The sequence below is a fragment of the Aminobacter sp. MDW-2 genome, from assembly GCF_014250155.1.
Lineage (GTDB): Bacteria > Pseudomonadota > Alphaproteobacteria > Rhizobiales > Rhizobiaceae > Aminobacter > Aminobacter ciceronei.
The window spans coordinates 4220059-4236311 of sequence record NZ_CP060197.1; the positions used below are offsets into that span (position 1 = coordinate 4220059).

Below are 16253 nucleotides of genomic sequence, written 5' to 3' on the forward strand. Positions count from 1 at the left end.
GCTGCGCGCCTGGCTTCAGGCAAAAGAAAAGCCGGGCAAGCCCGGCTTTTCGATCAGTATCTTGGCTGGAAAGCGATCAGTTGACCGCGTCCTTGAGGCCCTTGCCGGCCGAGAACTTCGGCACGGTGCGAGCCGGGATCTTCACTTCTGCGCCGGTCTGCGGGTTGCGGCCGGTCGACTCCGCGCGTTTTGACACGGTGAAATTTCCGAAACCGACAAGCCGGACATCGCCGCCATTCTTCAGTTCGCCGGTGATGACGGAGAACACCGCATCAACTGCGGACTGCGCATCGCCCTTGGAAAGCTTGGAAGCTTCGGCGACGGCGGACACTAGTTCGTTCTTGTTCATTCAAATTCCCTTCCATGAGAAAACCGGGACATTAGACTCAGCCGGTAGGACACGGACTTTAGGAAAAACTTCGAGCACAACCAAGTCGAAAAGGGGCAAAAAGCCCGGAATTCCGGGGTTTTTTCACATGAAAAAGCCGGGCGCGAGCCCGGCTTTTTGTTTTGACGGCGACTTTAGATACAACTAATGAGCGAAGCCCTTGCCGGCATCCTCGCCGGCATCCGACTTGGCCGCGGGAACATCGACCGGTTCGGTCCACTCGATCGGTTCCGGCATCCTGACGAGTGCGTGACGCAACACTTCGCCAACCCGCGAAACCGGGATGATCTCCATGCCGCTCTTCACGTTTTCCGGAATCTCCGCCAGATCCTTGGCGTTGTCTTCCGGGATCAGCACCTTCTTGATGCCGCCGCGCAGGGCCGCAAGCAGCTTCTCCTTCAGCCCGCCGATCGGCAGGATGCGACCGCGCAGCGTGATCTCGCCGGTCATCGCGACGTCGGCCCTGACAGGAATGCCGGTCAGGATCGAAACGATCGCGGTGGCCATGGCGGCACCTGCGGACGGACCGTCCTTAGGCGTGGCGCCCTCGGGCAGGTGCACGTGGATGTCGCGCTTGTCGAAGAGCGGCGGCTCGACGCCGAAGTCGAGGGCACGGCTACGGACATAGGATGCCGCAGCCGAGATCGACTCCTTCATGACGTCGCGCAGGTTGCCGGTGACCGTCATCTTGCCCTTGCCGGGCATCATCACGCCTTCGATCGTCAGCAGTTCGCCGCCGACCTCGGTCCAGGCAAGCCCGGTGACCACGCCGACCTGATCCTCGCCTTCGACCTGGCCGAAGCGATAGCGCTGTACGCCGAGATAATCGTCCAGGTTGGCAGCGGTGACCTTCACCGACTTCTTCTTGGTCTTGATGATCTCGGTGACGGCCTTGCGCCCGAGCTTCATCAGCTCGCGCTCGAGGCTGCGCACGCCGGCTTCACGGGTGTAGAGCTGGATCACGGCACGGATCGCATCTTCGGAAACCGAGAACTCCTTGGGCTGGAGCGCGTGGTCGCGGACGACCTTCGGCATCAGGTGCCGCTTGGCGATCTCGACCTTCTCGTCCTCGGTGTAACCGGCGATACGGATGATCTCCATGCGGTCCATCAAGGGCGCAGGGATGTTCAGCGTGTTCGCCGTCGTCACGAACATCACGCTCGACAGGTCGTATTCGACTTCGAGATAGTGGTCCATGAACGTTGCGTTCTGTTCCGGATCGAGCACCTCGAGCAGCGCCGACGACGGATCGCCGCGGAAGTCCTGGCCCATCTTGTCGATCTCGTCGAGCAGGAAGAGCGGGTTGGACTTCTTCGCCTTCTTCATCGACTGGATGACCTTGCCGGGCATCGACCCGATATAGGTGCGGCGGTGACCGCGGATCTCGGCCTCGTCACGCACGCCGCCGAGCGCCATGCGCACGAACTCGCGGCCGGTCGCCTTGGCGATCGACTTGCCGAGCGAGGTCTTGCCGACGCCGGGAGGACCGACGAGGCACAGGATCGGCCCCTTCAGCTTCTTCTGGCGGCTCTGCACGGCGAGATACTCGACGATGCGGTCCTTGACCTTGTCGAGGCCGTAGTGGTCGGTGTCGAGCACTTCCTGGGCAAAGTGCAGGTCCTGCTTGACCTTGGAGTTCTTGCCCCACGGGATCGACAGGATCCAGTCGAGATAGTTGCGCACGACGGTGGCTTCGGCCGACATCGGCGACATCGACCGCAGCTTCTTGAGCTCGGCATCCGCCTTTTCGCGGGCCTCCTTCGTCAGCTTGGTCTTCTTGATGCGCGCCTCGATCTCGGCAGCCTCGTCGCGGCCGTCCTCGCCCTCGCCGAGCTCCTTCTGGATCGCCTTCATCTGCTCGTTGAGATAGTACTCGCGCTGGGTCTTCTCCATCTGCCGCTTGACGCGGCTGCGGATGCGCTTTTCCACCTGCAGGACGGAGATTTCGGCTTCCATGAAGCCCATCGCCTTCTCGAGCCGCTCCTTGACGGACAGCGTGCCGAGCATCTCCTGCTTCTCGGTGATCTTGATCGCGAGATGCGAGGCCACCGTGTCGGCGAGCTTGGAATAGTCCTCGATCTGGCTGGCAGCACCAACCACTTCGGGCGAAATCTTCTTGTTCAGCTTGACGTAGTTTTCGAAGTCGGAAACCACCGAACGCGCCAGCGCCTCGACCTCGACCTCTTCCTCTTCCGGCTCGCTCAGGATGAGCGCGTGGGCCTCGTGGAAGTCGGACTTGTCGGTGAAGGACTGAATCTTGGCGCGCGTCGTGCCTTCGACCAGCACCTTGACGGTGCCGTCGGGCAGCTTCAGCAGTTGCAACACATTGGCAAGCGTGCCGATGTCGTAGATCGCATCGGGCTCGGGATCGTCGTCGGCGGCATTCATCTGGGTCGCAAGCAGGATCTGCTTTTCCTGACCCATCACCTCTTCCAGGGCCTTGATCGACTTTTCACGGCCCACGAACAGCGGGACGATCATGTGCGGGAACACGACGATGTCGCGCAACGGCAGGACTGCGAAGGTACCTTCGCTGGAAGAGCGGGATATTTTGGCCATTGTCCAACCTTTCATTTCGCAGCCGCGCGAGCGCCAACCGCGAATCTCATATTAACGACCATGGACGGTTCCGCCTACCGCCGATTACCGCGCGGCATTACAGCACGAAAACCTACCCATCGCCTCTTCTTCCGTTAGTTGGAGCTTCGCCGGGTAAACATCAAGGCCAATCCCCAACAGGTATGGCACACGTTTCCCTGAAGTCCCAAAATGAAGCCCCAGAATGCGGAACGGCGCCGCTGGGGCGCCGTTCGCTGGAGCGGTAGTTCGTATCGCCGCATCATGCGGCAGGCAATTCGCCAAGCCTTGGGTCGCCAAGCCTTGGGTCGCCAAGCCTCAGGCGCTGACGCTGCCCTTCTTTTCCTTCTGTTCGGAGTAGATGTAGAGCGGCCGGGCACTGCCGGTCACCACCTCTTCCGATATCACGACTTCCTGGACGCCTTCCAGCGCCGGAAGCTCGAACATGGTGTCGAGCAGGATCGCTTCCATGATCGAACGCAGGCCGCGGGCGCCCGTCTTGCGCTCGATGGCGCGCTTGGCGATCGCCGAGAGTGCGTTCTCGTGGAACGTCAGGTCGACATTTTCCATTTCGAACAGGCGCTGGTACTGCTTGACCAGGGCGTTCTTCGGCTCGGTCAGGATCTGGATCAGCGCCGGCTCGTCGAGGTCCTCGAGCGTCGCCAGCACGGGCAGACGGCCGACGAATTCGGGGATCAGGCCGAACTTCAGCAGATCCTCTGGTTCAACCTGGCGGAACAGGTCGCCGGTGCGGCGGTCCTCAGGCGAAGCGACATTGGCGCCGAAGCCGATCGATGTCTTGCGGCCGCGATCCGAGATGATGCGGTCGAGGCCGGCGAAGGCGCCGCCGCAGATGAACAGGATGTTGGCGGTGTCGACCTGCAGGAACTCCTGCTGCGGGTGCTTGCGGCCACCCTGGGGCGGCACGGAAGCGACTGTGCCTTCCATGATCTTCAGCAGTGCCTGCTGGACGCCCTCGCCCGAGACGTCGCGGGTGATCGAGGGGTTGTCCGACTTGCGGCTGATCTTGTCGATTTCGTCGATGTAGACGATGCCGCGCTGGGCGCGCTCGACATTGTAGTCGGCCGACTGCAGCAGCTTGAGAATGATGTTCTCGACGTCCTCACCGACATAACCGGCTTCGGTCAGCGTCGTCGCATCCGCCATGGTGAACGGCACGTCGATGATGCGGGCGAGCGTCTGGGCCAGCAGCGTCTTGCCGCAGCCGGTCGGGCCGATCAGCAGGATGTTGGACTTCGCCAACTCGACGTCGTTGCTCTTCGAAGCGTGCGCAAGACGCTTGTAGTGATTGTGGACAGCCACCGACAGCACGCGCTTGGCGTGGGGCTGGCCAATGACGTAGTCGTCCAGAACCTTGAGGATTTCCTGCGGTGTCGGCACGCCCTCGCGCGACTTCACCATCGAGGTCTTGTTCTCCTCGCGGATGATGTCCATGCACAGTTCGACGCATTCGTCGCAGATGAAGACGGTCGGGCCGGCGATGAGTTTGCGTACCTCATGCTGGCTCTTGCCGCAGAACGAGCAATAGAGCGTGTTCTTGGAGTCGCCGCCGCCGTTGCTGACCTTGCTCATCTTGTCCAAGTCCTTTCACTGCCGCCCGGCCGAAGGTCTGGCTCCGGGGCGCATATGCAATCTAACGACGGACGCCGCCACCGCCATTCCCTGGCCGCCGCAACGATTTCCGTACACTCACATTCCAGAAGTCGCTGCAACGAGTCGCGGCACCCTTGAACAACGCTAAGCCGTCGAAGCTCAACGCCACCTTAACGTAGGCCGACGCTTCCATCGAGGGAACAGCAAAATGTGTCCGAAATGCCGCAGGGCACCTCAAAAATGCGAGATGTGGCCCTGCAGGCAGGTCGCAGCGTCCAATCACGAAGCCGTGGCACCCTCAGCGACGTCGCGGCTTTCGATGACCTTGTCGATCAAACCGAAGTCACGCGCCTCGTCGGCAGTCATGAAATGGTCGCGGTCGAGCGTCCGTTCAATGGTGTCATAGTCCTTGCCGGTGTGCTTGACGTAGACCTCGTTGAGGCGACGCTTGAGCTTGATGATGTCCTGGGCGTGGCGTTCGATGTCCGAAGCCTGGCCGGAGAAACCGCCGGAGGGCTGGTGCACCATGATGCGGGCGTTCGGGGTTGCGAAGCGCATGTCCTTGTGGCCGGCGCAGAGCAGCAGCGAGCCCATCGAGGCCGCCTGGCCGATGCACAGCGTCGATACCGCCGGCTTGATGAACTGCATGGTGTCGTAGATCGCCATGCCCGAGGTCACCACGCCGCCCGGCGAGTTGATGTAGAGGTTGATCTCTTTCTTCGGGTTCTCGGCCTCGAGGAACAGCAACTGGGCGCAGACAAGCGTCGCCATGCCGTCCTCGACCGGACCGGTGATGAAGATGATGCGCTCCTTGAGCAGGCGCGAGAAGATATCGTAGGCGCGCTCGCCGCGATTGGTCTGCTCGACCACCATCGGAACGAGGTTCATGTATGTTTCGACGGGGTTCTTCATCGACTGTCCCTTTATCGTGAGGGGATTCCGGCGCCGGACGGGCAGAATCGGTTCAGAGGCTTTGCCCTGTAAATAGGATGCCGCCTCACCATTGCGCAAGGCCGGTGACCACCCGTGATTTCAGCTACTGCTAACTTTCGCTGCGACAGCTGGCTCAATGCTCGGCACTGGAACTTTCCATGCCTGCTGCGGTAGTGGCTCCTCTCAAATGACGCTCGGCTGTCGGTTGAGCGGATATCCGGCCTTGATGACGATCTCGATGGCCTGTTTGCGGACACCAGCTATCGGAGCGATCGTGAGGGAAGCCAAAGACCAGGAAACGATCCGGTTCTACTCGAACGAGGCAGAAACCTACACGGCAAGGGGCCAGCCGGCGAGCAGGCACCGTCTCCACGACTTCATGGCCCGCCTGCCCGCCGGCGGCCGCGTGCTGGAACTCGGATGCGGCGCGGGACAAGACAGCGAGGCCATGCTTGCCGAGGGCTTCGACGTAACGCCGTCAGATGGTACGGAGGCAATCGCGGCGGCGGCCGCGAGACGCCTTGGCCGAACCGTCAAGGTCCTTCTGTTTGACGACATCGACGAAATCGACGCCTATGACGGCGTGTGGGCCAATGCCTGCCTGCTGCATGTGCCGCGCGAACATCTACCGGCAATCATTTCCCGTGTTCAGCGGGCACTGGTCCGCGGAGGGGTGTTTTACGCAAGCTTCAAGGCGGGCGAGGCCGAGGGGCGTGACCGCTTCGGAAGGTACTATAACTACCCTTCCCCGGAATGGCTGGCAGGCGCATATGGCGACCGCGGCTGGAACGGGCAAATCGAAATCACCAGCCGCAGAGGCAGCGGCTACGACCGCCAGCCAACCGACTGGCTTCATGTATTCGCCATCAAAGCCTGAGTGGCTGGGGTGCGCCCCGAGGATCTAAAGCAATGAAAAACGACGCCAGGCACTGGTCCAAGGTGGAACTGCTGCACGAGACCGTCACCAATCCGAACATCCATGTTCGCGGCACGCACAGCTACTACAGCGATGCCTGGTCGGGATCGTTCGAGGACAGCGTGGTGCGGTATCTCTATGGCGACGCCTACAGCCTCAAGGCATGGCAGCCGGCCTGGCCGATCGACCAGCTCCACATCGGCGACTATGTCTGCATCGGCGCAGAAGCGGTGATCCTGCTGGGCGGCAACCACACGCACCGCACCGACTGGTTCAGTCTCTATCCGTTCCCGGAGTTCATTCTGGATGCCTATGCCGGCAAGGGCGACACGATCATCGGCGATGGCGCCTGGATCGGCATGCGCGCCATGATCATGCCGGGCGTGACCGTCGGTGAAGGCGCCATCATCGCCTCGGGCGCGATCGTGACCAAGGAGGTGGCGCCCTACACGATCGTTGCCGGAAATCCGGCCGTGCCGATCAAGACGCGTTTTGCGCAGGCCGTTGTCGACAGATTGCTGGCGCTCAAGGTCTACGAATGGCCCGCGGAGAAGTTCGAGGCGCTGAAGCCGCTGCTATGCGCCAACGAGATCGACGCGCTGGCATCGGCGTCGGAAAAATTCGATGCGGGGCGAAGCTGACGCTCAGAGCCGGATCACGTACTCCTTGCGAGTCGTTTCAAGCACTTCCCAGCTTCCTTTGAAGCCGGGCCTGAGGACGAAGCTGTCGCCGGCCCGCACCGTGCGGGCCTCGCCGCCCTCCTCCGAGATGACGGAGACACCCGACAGGATGTGGCAGAACTCCCATTCGTCATATTCGATGCGCCATTTGCCCGGCGTCGACTGCCAGATGCCGGCATAGAGCCCGCCATCGGCCTCCTCGGCATTCCAGGTGGTGAATTTCGGGTCTCCCGAAATCAGACGGCCGCTTGCCGGCGCGCCTGCTTCCGGCTCGATGCCATTGACGTCGATGGTCAGAAACAGCGGCAAGATCGCACTCCCAAACAGCAAAGGGCCCCGGCAAAAAGCAAAAGACCCCGGCAGCACACGCTGCCGGGGCCAAGTCTTGCACGGCCGGTCAGGCCTTGGCCAGCGCCTGCTCGAGGTCGGCGATGATGTCGCTGACATCCTCGATGCCGACCGAGAGGCGGACGACGTCGGGTCCGGCGCCGGCGGCGATCTTCTGCTCGTCGGAGAGCTGGCGATGGGTTGTCGAGGCGGGATGGATGACCAGCGACTTGGTGTCGCCGATATTGGCGAGGTGCGAGAACAGCTCCAGGCCCTCGACGAACTTGACGCCCGCTTCGTAGCCGCCCTTGAGGCCGAAGGTGAAGACCGCACCGGCGCCATTGGGCGAATACTTCTTCATCAACGCATGGTTCTTGTCGCTCTTGAGGCCGGGATAGGCCACCCATTCGACCTTGGGGTGGTCGGACAGCCAGCCGGCGACGGTCAGCGCATTGTCGCAATGGCGCTGCATGCGCAGCGGCAGGGTCTCGAGGCCGGTGAGGATCAGGAACGAGTTGAACGGCGAAATGGCGGGGCCGAGGTCGCGCAGGCCGAGCACGCGGGCGGCAATGGCGAAGGCGAAGTTGCCAAAGGTCTCGTGCAGCACGACGCCGCCATATTCGGGCCGCGGTTCCGACAGCATCGGATACTTGCCAGACTTCGACCAGTCGAAGGTGCCGCCGTCGACGATGACGCCGCCGATCGAGTTGCCATGGCCGCCGATGAACTTGGTCAGCGAATGGACGACGATGTCGGCACCATGCTCGATCGGGCGGATGAGGTAGGGGCTTGCCAGCGTGTTGTCGACGATCAGGGGCAGGCCGTGCTTGCGGGCGATGTCGGCGATCTTCTCGATGTCGACGAAGGTGCCGCCGGGATTGGCCAGGCTCTCGATGAAGATCGCCTTGGTCTTGCCGTCGATCTGCTTGTCGAAGCTCGAGATGTCGTTGGTGTCGGCCCAGCGCGCTTCCCAGCCGAAATTCTTGAAGGCATGGCCGAACTGGTTGATCGAGCCGCCATAGAGGCGGGTCGCGGCGACAAAATTGTCGCCCGGGCGCATCAGGTTGTGGAACACCAACAGCTGGGCGGCGTGACCGGAGGCGGTGGCAAGCGCCGCCGTGCCGCCTTCCAGCGCTGCGATGCGCTCCTCGAGCACGGCCTGGGTCGGGTTCATGATGCGGGTGTAGATGTTGCCGAAGGCCTTGAGCCCGAACAGCGAGGCTGCGTGGTCGGCATCGTCGAAGACATAGGACGTCGTCTGGTAGATCGGCGTGGCGCGTGCGCCGGTTGCCGGATCGGGCTTGGCGCCGGCGTGGACGGCAAGCGTGTTGAAACCAGGGGCGCGCTGGGACATCTTTTTCCTCCAAAGAATAGGTTCGTCAAATCAGCTGGCATCTTTGGCCAAGGCCGCGGCGGAAAGCAAAGACGAAAATTTCACATCTGCCGCGGCAGGCAGAGATTATTTGCGCGGCATTGCAAAAACCCGGACGAATGCCGGACTATTTTGCGCGGATGCCGAAACTCTGGAAACCCTCGCGCATGACAGGGCGCTTCGAGGAGAGCACGCCGGAATTGACGCCGTTCCAGCCGATTTCGCCGGCAAGCCGCGCATATTCGATCTTGGGGCAACGGTTCATGACGACCTTGATGCCCGCAGCCTCAGCGCGCGCGGCGGCCTCGTCATGGCGAACGGTCAACTGCGTCCAGATCACCTTGGGCAGCGGATCGAGCTTGAGCACCTCGTCGACGATGCCTGGCACGGCAGGCGACGCCCTGAAAACATCGACCATGTCGATCGGCGCGGGGATGTCGGCAAGGCTGGCATATGTCATGCGGCCAAGGATGTCCTTGCCGGCATGTCCGGGATTGACCGGAAAGACCTCGTAGCCCTTGTCGATCAGATATTTGGTGACGAAGTAGCTCGGCCTGACGTCATTGGCCGACGCGCCGACGACGGCGATCGTCTTCACCGCATTCAGAATTCCGGCGATGTAGGCGTTGTCGTAGCTGTCGTGGTTCATCTGTCGTTGTTCATGGCCGCGTCGTTCGACGGCACTGGATACCGGCTTTCGAAAGCGTGTGCAAACACACGTCACGGCAGCGAGATCGAGCCATCCTCGGCGATCGGGAAATCGGGATTGTGGGCCACTTCCCACAAATGGCCTTCGGTATCGGCGAAATAGCCGTACCAGCCGCCCCAGAAGGCGCGCTGCGCCGGCTTGACGATGCGGCCGCCTGCCCTTTCGGCCGTCGCCAGGATCTCGTCGACCTCCGCCTCGGAGCGCGTGTTGTAGGCAATCGACACACCGGAGAAACCGCCCTTGCCGCCGGGAACGCCGGCGTCGGCAGCCAGCTGGTCGCGGCTCCAGAGACCGAGCACGATGCCCCCCATCTGGAAGAAGGCGACACCCTCGGTGATCGACTGATTCCGCCTGAGCCCCATTGCTTCATAGAAGCGCACGGCGCGGCCGAGATCGTCCACTCCAAGTGTTACAAGCGAAAGGCGTTGTTCCAAACCTATTCTCCTGTCCAGTCGGCCTGGCGCTTGTCGATGAATGCGCCAATCCCCTCCTCGGCATCCTTTGCCAGCATGTTGTCGACCATCACCCTGGCTGCATGGTCATAGGCTTCGGCAAGGCTCATCTCGGCCTGGGCGTAGAACGCCTCCTTGCCGATCTTCAGCGTCAAAGGCGATTTCGAAACAATGGTTTGCGTATATTTGCCAACAATGTGATTCAGGTATTCACGCGGCACGACACGGTTGACCAGCCCGAAGTCGCGCGCTGTCGTGGCGTCGATGGTCTCACCGGTCAAAAGCATCTCCATCGCCTGCTTGCGCGAGACGTTGCGCGAGAGCGCGACCATCGGCGTCGAGCAGAACAGGCCGATATTGACGCCGGGCGTGCAGAAGGTCGACTGATCGGAGGCAATGGCGAGATCGCAACTGGCGACGAGCTGCAGGCCGGCCGCGGTGGCGAGGCCGTCGACCTCGGCGATGACAGGCTTGGGGTGGCGCACGATCGACTGCATCAGCGCCGAGCAGCGCGACATTGTGAGCTCGAAGAAGGCGCGGCCGCGATCGGCATCGCTTCGGTGCGCCGTCAGTTCCTTGAGGTCATGGCCGGCTGAAAACACGCCGCCCTGGGCGGCGATGACGATCACCCGGATCGCCTTGTCGTCCATGGCGCCATCCAGCTGGGCCTGAAGTGCTGCCATGGTCGCGACCGAGAGCACGTTAGCCGGCGGATTGGAGAGCACCAGACGCAGCACGCCCTTATCCAGACTGGCCCAAACCGGACCTTCCGGTGTGCTACGTTTGATGGCGACGATTTCTGCCATGGTGTCCCCTGAGCGAGTTCAGTGCGGCGAAAGACGAATCGCCAAAGTCGAGCCTCAGCCATATACGTTTGCACACAAACTTGGTTCCCAACCATGTGAACGTGGCGAACTCGACGGTTCATCCGGCAAGCCTAGAAATGGGGCCGGGGCGCATGGTGGGAAAGTCGATGGAAAGAGCTATATGCCCGAGCAGCACGGACTGACGCCGACGATGACGGCGAACGAGGTCAACGATCTCCTCAAGCAGGTCTACCCTCAGCTCAACGAACAGTACGACTTTTACCGGGTGACGGAGGTTTTCCCGGGTGGATGCACCGTGCGCCTCAACGCCGACGAACGCCATCTCCGGCCCGGCGGCACCGTCTCGGGCCCGTCGCTGTTCACGCTTGCCGACATCGGCGGCTATGTCTGCGTGCTGAGCCACGCCGGACCAGACGCCTTGTCGGTGACGACGAATCTCAACATCAGCTTCATGCGCAAGGCCGAAGCCGGCCCGATCGACGGCCACTGCCGAATTCTGAAGCTCGGCAAGAGCCTGATGGTGTTCGACATCGACATCGTCGCCGGCCCGGACCGGCAGACGGTGGCGCACGCAACCGGCACCTATTCGATCCCGCCGAAGCGCCAAACTACGCGGTAAAATATTACCACACTCATAACATATTGTTTTTGCTTCATATTACAAGACGACTGCCTTTTTTGGCTCGCTTGACGGGCCATCAGCCCTCGCCTATAAGCCCATCCAAAGCAGCGGTCCGCAAAGGCCGCCGTTTTGTTATTGGCGGCAGGCCCTGGCCGAACGCCAATGAAAGCAACAAGAAACGCCTTCTCTTGAAGGTCCGAACCGAAAGCATAAGACCATGACAACCTTTTCGCAGAAGCCTGCGGACGTGGTGAAGAAGTGGGTGCTGATCGACGCCGAAGGTCTCGTCGTCGGCCGTCTCGCCACCATCGTCGCCAACATCCTCCGCGGCAAGAACAAGCCGACCTTCACCCCGCACGTCGACGACGGTGACAATGTCATCATCATCAACGCCGACAAGGTCGCGTTCACCGGCAAGAAGTTCACCGACAAGGTGTACTACTGGCACACCGGCCACCCCGGCGGCATCAAGGAGCGCACCGCGCGCCAGCTGCTCGAAGGCCGTTTCCCTGAGCGCGTGCTCGAGAAGGCCGTTGAGCGCATGATCCCGCGTGGCCCGCTCGGTCGTCGCCAGATGAAGAATCTCCGCGTCTATGCAGGCGCCGACCATCCGCATGTCGCCCAGCAGCCTGTGACGCTCGACGTCGGCGCGCTGAACGCCAAGAACAAGAAGGCCTCGTAATCATGGCTGATCTCAGCTCGCTCGCAGAACTCGGCACCGTCGCTGCAGCCGCACAGCCGGCAGCTCCGGTCCACGTCCAGAAGCTCGACAAGAGCGGCCGCGCCTATGCCACCGGCAAGCGCAAGAACGCCATTGCTCGCGTCTGGATCAAGCCGGGCACCGGCAAGATCATCGTCAACGGCAAGGAATTCGCGACCTATTTCGCCCGTCCGGTGCTGCAGATGATCCTGAACCAGCCGATCGTCGCGGCTGCTCGCGTCGGCCAGTACGACGTCATCGCCACCGTCGTCGGCGGCGGTCTGTCGGGCCAGGCCGGTGCTGTTCGTCACGGCGTCTCCAAGGCGCTGACCTACTACGAGCCGACGCTGCGCGGCGTGCTCAAGAAGGGCGGCTTCCTGACCCGCGACAGCCGTGTCGTCGAGCGTAAGAAGTACGGCAAGGCCAAGGCCCGCCGTTCGTTCCAGTTCTCGAAGCGCTAAGCGTTTCGCAGTCCGGATTTCGGAAAGGCCGCCTTCGGGCGGCCTTTTTCTTTTCCGCATGCTGTTCCGGCCGGCCTGGCTTATGCTTGGAAGCGCAACTTCAAGCCGCCGGTGGAAATCACCATGGTCCGCATGCTCGCACTGGCAGTCGCCATAGCCTTTGCCGCTGGCCCAGCAGAGGCCGCGTCGAACAAGTTTCTCAAGCGGGCAACCTCGTTCGACAGTTGCTGGATGCGCGCCTATGACAAGGCGATCGAAAAGGGTGCCGACGCGCGAAAGGCCGCCGGCAAGGCCGACAGCCACTGCAAGAAAAAGGGCAAGAGGCTTCTCAAGGAGGGCGGCTCGAAATATTCGCTCAAGGACCGGCGCAAGGCGCTTCGGGGCTCGAGTGCGTATTAGCCCCTTCCCGCGGCATCAGTTGGTCGGCGGCTGGGACGCGCCCGCCTGGCCTGCGACAGAGGCCACGGGTTTTTCCAATTCGGCATAAGGCACACGATAGCCATTGGCGGCCAGCCAGTTGATGGCTGCACGCGGCTCGTCGGTCTGGATCATCGTCGCGCCGCGTTCGGCCCAGAAGCCGAACACTTCGTTGGGAAACCCGGCGGCCACCGCCAGTTCGTCGCCGCGGCCGCCGGCGAGATAGCCACCCGGCTTGTTGACGATGGCATGAGTGTCGACCCAGATGTGCCAGTTGCCGCGAATGGCCGCTGCCTTGACCCTGGCCGAAAACAGCGGCCCGCCAGATACGGTCATGGTTTCGGTGTCGCCGCGCCAGGCAATCATCTCCACGGCATTTGCGGCGAAAGCCTTGCCCGATGCCTCGACGAAAGCGGGGTCGCGCACGGCGTCGTCAGCCATGATCGGCATGAACTGGAAGCCTTGCCCCACCCGCGCCATCACCGCCTTCACGGCGGCGACACGCTCGGCATTCCACAGGTTCGCCTTGACCACCACCTGCTCTTCCATCTCCATGGCGCGCGCCAGCGCAACCATGTCGATGAGGTCGGCGGTGTCGAGCTTGTTGTCGAGATTGACCAGGATCCTGCCCTTGGCGACCGACAGATATTCCCGCAGCGTCGGCACTGTTTCGGCGGTGACAGTGCCGGTGCCCTCGACGACGAGCCGGCATGTCCTGAGCTCGTCCATGGCGCGGGTTACGACCTCGCCCGTGCAGTCGGTGGTACGGTCGAGCCAGCTGTCATGCATGACGATCAGTTCGCCGTCGGCGGAGCGGCGGATGTCGATCTCGACCATTTCGGCGCCGAGAGAGATCGCATCGCGCAGGGCGGCGATGGAGTTTTCGGCAAAGCGCCGCTTGCCGTCCTGCAGGCCGCCTGCCCTGTGCGCCACGACCATCACATGGTCACGCCACTGATTGGCATTTTCGAAGCGCGCGAGGATCTCTTCGGAACGAGAACCGGCATGGCCAGACGTCGCCAGAGCGAGGGTCAGCAAGACCGAGACTGCGCCTGCCAGAACTGTCCGCATGGGAATCGCTCCATGGCTTGATATGCCTGGAGCGACCTAAAAGGCGGCGATGACATGGGCGTGAAAGACAGATGACAGGGCGATGAATGCAGCTGTCACACGCAATTCGCCATGGGGCTGGCATGTTGGTTCAGGCTTCTGTAGTTCTTGCGCCTCGCAATTCTGAACGACCGAATTCCGAAAGACCGAATAAGGAAACTGCCCATGCCCTCTTCGTCGATCGATCACGCCTTTACCGCACGCGGCCCCAAGGGTCGCTCGGGTGATCCGACCTATGCAGGGGCATTGTCCTTCATGCGCCGCAAGTATTCGAAGAATGTCACTGGGGCCGAGGCGGTGGTCTGGGGCATCCCCTTCGACGCCGCCGTCACCAATCGGCCGGGCGCACGCTTCGGCCCGCAGGCCATCCGTCGCGCCTCGGCGATCTTCGATTGCGACCCGCAATACCCGTTCAACCGCGACCTGTTCGACGACCTCGCCGTCATCGACTATGGCGACTGCCTGCTCGACAGCGGCAACCACCAGAAGACCCCTGTTGCAATCGAGCGCGAAGCAGCCAAGATCCTGAGATCGGGCGCCTTCCTTTTGACGCTCGGCGGCGACCATTTCGTCACCTGGCCGGTGCTGAAGGCGCATGCGGCGATCCACGGCCCGATGGCGCTGGTGCAGTTCGATGCCCACCAGGACACCTGGCCTGACGACGGCAAGCGCATCGATCACGGATCGTTCGTGGCGCGCGCCGTCAAGGACGGCATCATCGACCCCGATCGCTCGATCCAGATCGGCATCCGTACGCACGCGCCCGACGATTGCGGCATCAAGATCCTCTACGGCCACGAGGTCGAGGAGATGCGCGCTGCCGACATCGCCTATGCGATCGCCGAACGCACCGGCGGCAAGAAGACCTATGTCACCTTCGACATCGACTGCCTCGACCCGGCCTTTGCGCCCGGAACCGGCACGCCGGTGGCCGGCGGCCCGTCGTCGGCCAAGATCCTGTCGGTGCTGCGCCAGATGACCCAGATCGACATCGTCGGCGCCGACATCGTCGAGGTTGCACCGGCCTATGACCATGCCGATATTACGGCTATCGCCGGCTCGACGGTCGCCATGCATTATCTCGGCCTGTTGGCCGAGAAGAAGGCGCGCGACAAGGCCTGAGGCATTGAATCAACGGCTTGCGGACGAGAGTCCGAATTTGGCCATAACCACCTGAAATAACGAATTTTTCGACGGACGGCAGACAATGAAACCGAAAATCTTCATCGACGGCGAACACGGCACCACGGGCCTCCAGATACGCACGCGCCTCGCCGCCCGCGACGACCTCGCCGTGCTGTCGATCCCGGAAGCCGAACGCCGCAACGTCGACCTCAGGGCCGAGCGCCTGCACGAGGCGGATGTCGCCATCCTGTGCCTGCCCGACGATGCCTCGAAGGAAGCCGTCCGCATTCTCGAAGGCAACAACTCGACCCGCATCATCGATACGTCGACGGCGCATCGCGTCCACCCCGACTGGGCCTATGGCTTTGCCGAGATGGACGCTGCCCAGCGCAAGCGCATCGCCGATGCACGGCTCGTCGCCAACCCGGGCTGCTATCCGACCGGCGCGATCTCGCTGATCCGTCCGCTGGTCGCGGCCGGCACCCTGCCGGCCGACTACCCTGTCAGCGTCAACGCCGTTTCCGGCTACACCGGCGGCGGCAAGCAGATGATCGGCCAGATGGAGGACGCCTCGCGCCCCGACCACATCGCTGCGCCGCACTTCCTCTACGGCCTGCCGCTGATGCACAAACACGTTGCCGAGATGAAGCAGCATGGCCTGCTCGAGCGCCGCCCGATCTTTGCGCCCTCGGTCGGCCGCTTTGCCCAGGGCATGATCGTCCAGGTGCCGCTGCACCTCGCCGACCTCAATGGCTCGGCCTCGATCGCCGACATCCACGCAACGCTTGCCGCGCACTATGCCGGACAGGAAATCGTCGAGGTCGTGCCGCTTGAGGTCAGCGCCAAGCTCGACCGGCTTGACCCGACCGAGCTTGCCGACACCGACGGCATGAAGCTCTATGTCTTCGGCACCGAAGGCCAGGGCCAGGTCAACCTCGTGGCGCTGCTCGACAATCTCGGCAAGGGCGCTTCCGGTGCCGCTGTCCAGAACATGGACCTGATGCTCGGGCTCAAGCACTAGGA

General features: G+C 62.4%; 18 protein-coding genes. 8 read left to right on the forward strand and 10 right to left on the reverse strand.

Going from position 1 to position 16253, the window contains the following annotated elements:
- Positions 1-76: 76 nt before the first annotated feature.
- The 4 genes from H5P29_RS20860 to H5P29_RS20875 all read right to left on the reverse strand — a co-directional run bounded on the left by H5P29_RS20860 (position 77) and on the right by H5P29_RS20875 (position 5491).
- Complete coding sequence (locus tag H5P29_RS20860; RefSeq protein WP_018427423.1) at positions 77-349, reverse strand: HU family DNA-binding protein; 273 nt, start codon at positions 347-349, stop codon at positions 77-79.
- Between the two features lie 183 nt (positions 350-532).
- Positions 533-2947 carry an endopeptidase La gene (gene lon / locus H5P29_RS20865; RefSeq protein WP_067962855.1) on the reverse strand — a complete coding sequence of 805 codons (2415 nt, stop codon included), beginning with the start codon at positions 2945-2947 and terminating at the stop codon, positions 533-535.
- A gap of 336 nt (positions 2948-3283) precedes the next feature.
- Positions 3284-4558, reverse strand: a complete 1275-nt coding sequence (clpX, locus tag H5P29_RS20870) for an ATP-dependent Clp protease ATP-binding subunit ClpX (RefSeq protein ID WP_067966693.1) — start codon at positions 4556-4558, stop codon at positions 3284-3286.
- A 300-nt stretch (positions 4559-4858) separates the two neighbouring features.
- The gene (locus tag H5P29_RS20875) at positions 4859-5491 is read right to left on the reverse strand and encodes an ATP-dependent Clp protease proteolytic subunit (RefSeq protein WP_067962859.1); all 633 of its coding nucleotides are present in this window, start codon (positions 5489-5491) and stop codon (positions 4859-4861) included.
- A gap of 247 nt (positions 5492-5738) precedes the next feature.
- On the opposite strand from H5P29_RS20875, the gene H5P29_RS20880 reads away from it, so the two are divergent.
- Entirely contained in the window at positions 5739-6389 is a 651-nt protein-coding gene (locus H5P29_RS20880; protein ID WP_246670793.1) for a bifunctional 2-polyprenyl-6-hydroxyphenol methylase/3-demethylubiquinol 3-O-methyltransferase UbiG, read from the forward strand.
- A gap of 32 nt (positions 6390-6421) precedes the next feature.
- Positions 6422-7069, forward strand: a complete 648-nt coding sequence (locus tag H5P29_RS20885; protein WP_154385560.1) for a CatB-related O-acetyltransferase — start codon at positions 6422-6424, stop codon at positions 7067-7069.
- A 3-nt stretch (positions 7070-7072) separates the two neighbouring features.
- Here H5P29_RS20885 and H5P29_RS20890 read toward each other — a convergent pair whose 3' ends face one another.
- The 5 genes from H5P29_RS20890 to H5P29_RS20910 form a co-directional block, all read right to left on the reverse strand.
- Entirely contained in the window at positions 7073-7417 is a 345-nt protein-coding gene (locus tag H5P29_RS20890; protein WP_154385561.1) for a cupin domain-containing protein, read from the reverse strand.
- Positions 7418-7505: 88 nt separating this feature from the next.
- Positions 7506-8789 carry an O-acetylhomoserine aminocarboxypropyltransferase gene (locus H5P29_RS20895; RefSeq protein ID WP_067962865.1) on the reverse strand — a complete coding sequence of 428 codons (1284 nt, stop codon included), beginning with the start codon at positions 8787-8789 and terminating at the stop codon, positions 7506-7508.
- 145 nt (positions 8790-8934) lie between these two features.
- Positions 8935-9456, reverse strand: coding sequence for a CoA-binding protein (locus H5P29_RS20900; RefSeq protein ID WP_067962867.1), 522 nt, complete (start codon positions 9454-9456; stop codon positions 8935-8937).
- 71 nt (positions 9457-9527) lie between these two features.
- The gene (locus H5P29_RS20905; RefSeq protein ID WP_067962870.1) at positions 9528-9950 is read right to left on the reverse strand and encodes a VOC family protein; all 423 of its coding nucleotides are present in this window, start codon (positions 9948-9950) and stop codon (positions 9528-9530) included.
- Between the two features lie 2 nt (positions 9951-9952).
- Positions 9953-10774, reverse strand: coding sequence for an enoyl-CoA hydratase (locus H5P29_RS20910; RefSeq protein ID WP_154385562.1), 822 nt, complete (start codon positions 10772-10774; stop codon positions 9953-9955).
- 181 nt (positions 10775-10955) lie between these two features.
- On the opposite strand from H5P29_RS20910, the gene H5P29_RS20915 reads away from it, so the two are divergent.
- The 4 genes from H5P29_RS20915 to H5P29_RS20930 all read left to right on the forward strand — a co-directional run bounded on the left by H5P29_RS20915 (position 10956) and on the right by H5P29_RS20930 (position 12977).
- Positions 10956-11414 (forward strand): PaaI family thioesterase, encoded by a 459-nt coding sequence (locus H5P29_RS20915; protein ID WP_067962876.1) that lies wholly within the window; start codon positions 10956-10958, stop codon positions 11412-11414.
- Between the two features lie 220 nt (positions 11415-11634).
- Positions 11635-12099, forward strand: a complete 465-nt coding sequence (gene rplM, locus H5P29_RS20920; protein ID WP_067962880.1) for a 50S ribosomal protein L13 — start codon at positions 11635-11637, stop codon at positions 12097-12099.
- Between the two features lie 2 nt (positions 12100-12101).
- Entirely contained in the window at positions 12102-12578 is a 477-nt protein-coding gene (gene rpsI / locus H5P29_RS20925) for a 30S ribosomal protein S9 (RefSeq protein ID WP_067962883.1), read from the forward strand.
- A 123-nt stretch (positions 12579-12701) separates the two neighbouring features.
- Positions 12702-12977 (forward strand): hypothetical protein, encoded by a 276-nt coding sequence (locus H5P29_RS20930; RefSeq protein ID WP_067962885.1) that lies wholly within the window; start codon positions 12702-12704, stop codon positions 12975-12977.
- Between the two features lie 15 nt (positions 12978-12992).
- Here the strand turns inward: H5P29_RS20930 and H5P29_RS20935 are convergent, their stop codons facing one another.
- Positions 12993-14066: a glycerophosphodiester phosphodiesterase family protein gene (locus H5P29_RS20935; RefSeq protein WP_067962889.1), complete on the reverse strand. Its 1074-nt coding sequence runs from the start codon at positions 14064-14066 to the stop codon at positions 12993-12995.
- A 204-nt stretch (positions 14067-14270) separates the two neighbouring features.
- Here H5P29_RS20935 and speB point away from each other — a divergent pair, with 204 nt between their 5' ends.
- Both speB and argC read left to right on the forward strand, forming a co-directional pair.
- Positions 14271-15227: an agmatinase gene (gene speB / locus H5P29_RS20940; protein WP_154385563.1), complete on the forward strand. Its 957-nt coding sequence runs from the start codon at positions 14271-14273 to the stop codon at positions 15225-15227.
- 85 nt (positions 15228-15312) lie between these two features.
- Positions 15313-16251, forward strand: coding sequence for an N-acetyl-gamma-glutamyl-phosphate reductase (gene argC, locus H5P29_RS20945; protein ID WP_067962895.1), 939 nt, complete (start codon positions 15313-15315; stop codon positions 16249-16251).
- Positions 16252-16253: the final 2 nt, after the last annotated feature.

What these genes read in the sequence shown, in the direction of transcription:
- H5P29_RS20860 (WP_018427423.1), bottom strand. Translation starts at nt 349, where the DNA reads ATGAACAAGAACGAACTAGTGTCCGCCGTCGCCGAAGCTTCCAAGCTT.
- lon (WP_067962855.1), bottom strand. Translation starts at nt 2,947, where the DNA reads ATGGCCAAAATATCCCGCTCTTCCAGCGAAGGTACCTTCGCAGTCCTG.
- clpX (WP_067966693.1), bottom strand. Translation starts at nt 4,558, where the DNA reads ATGAGCAAGGTCAGCAACGGCGGCGGCGACTCCAAGAACACGCTCTAT.
- H5P29_RS20875 (WP_067962859.1), bottom strand. Translation starts at nt 5,491, where the DNA reads ATGAAGAACCCCGTCGAAACATACATGAACCTCGTTCCGATGGTGGTC.
- H5P29_RS20880 (WP_246670793.1), top strand. Translation starts at nt 5,739, where the DNA reads ATGACGATCTCGATGGCCTGTTTGCGGACACCAGCTATCGGAGCGATC.
- H5P29_RS20885 (WP_154385560.1), top strand. Translation starts at nt 6,422, where the DNA reads ATGAAAAACGACGCCAGGCACTGGTCCAAGGTGGAACTGCTGCACGAG.
- H5P29_RS20895 (WP_067962865.1), bottom strand. Translation starts at nt 8,789, where the DNA reads ATGTCCCAGCGCGCCCCTGGTTTCAACACGCTTGCCGTCCACGCCGGC.
- H5P29_RS20900 (WP_067962867.1), bottom strand. Translation starts at nt 9,456, where the DNA reads ATGAACCACGACAGCTACGACAACGCCTACATCGCCGGAATTCTGAAT.
- H5P29_RS20910 (WP_154385562.1), bottom strand. Translation starts at nt 10,774, where the DNA reads ATGGCAGAAATCGTCGCCATCAAACGTAGCACACCGGAAGGTCCGGTT.
- H5P29_RS20915 (WP_067962876.1), top strand. Translation starts at nt 10,956, where the DNA reads ATGCCCGAGCAGCACGGACTGACGCCGACGATGACGGCGAACGAGGTC.
- rplM (WP_067962880.1), top strand. Translation starts at nt 11,635, where the DNA reads ATGACAACCTTTTCGCAGAAGCCTGCGGACGTGGTGAAGAAGTGGGTG.
- rpsI (WP_067962883.1), top strand. Translation starts at nt 12,102, where the DNA reads ATGGCTGATCTCAGCTCGCTCGCAGAACTCGGCACCGTCGCTGCAGCC.
- H5P29_RS20930 (WP_067962885.1), top strand. Translation starts at nt 12,702, where the DNA reads ATGGTCCGCATGCTCGCACTGGCAGTCGCCATAGCCTTTGCCGCTGGC.
- H5P29_RS20935 (WP_067962889.1), bottom strand. Translation starts at nt 14,066, where the DNA reads ATGCGGACAGTTCTGGCAGGCGCAGTCTCGGTCTTGCTGACCCTCGCT.
- speB (WP_154385563.1), top strand. Translation starts at nt 14,271, where the DNA reads ATGCCCTCTTCGTCGATCGATCACGCCTTTACCGCACGCGGCCCCAAG.
- argC (WP_067962895.1), top strand. Translation starts at nt 15,313, where the DNA reads ATGAAACCGAAAATCTTCATCGACGGCGAACACGGCACCACGGGCCTC.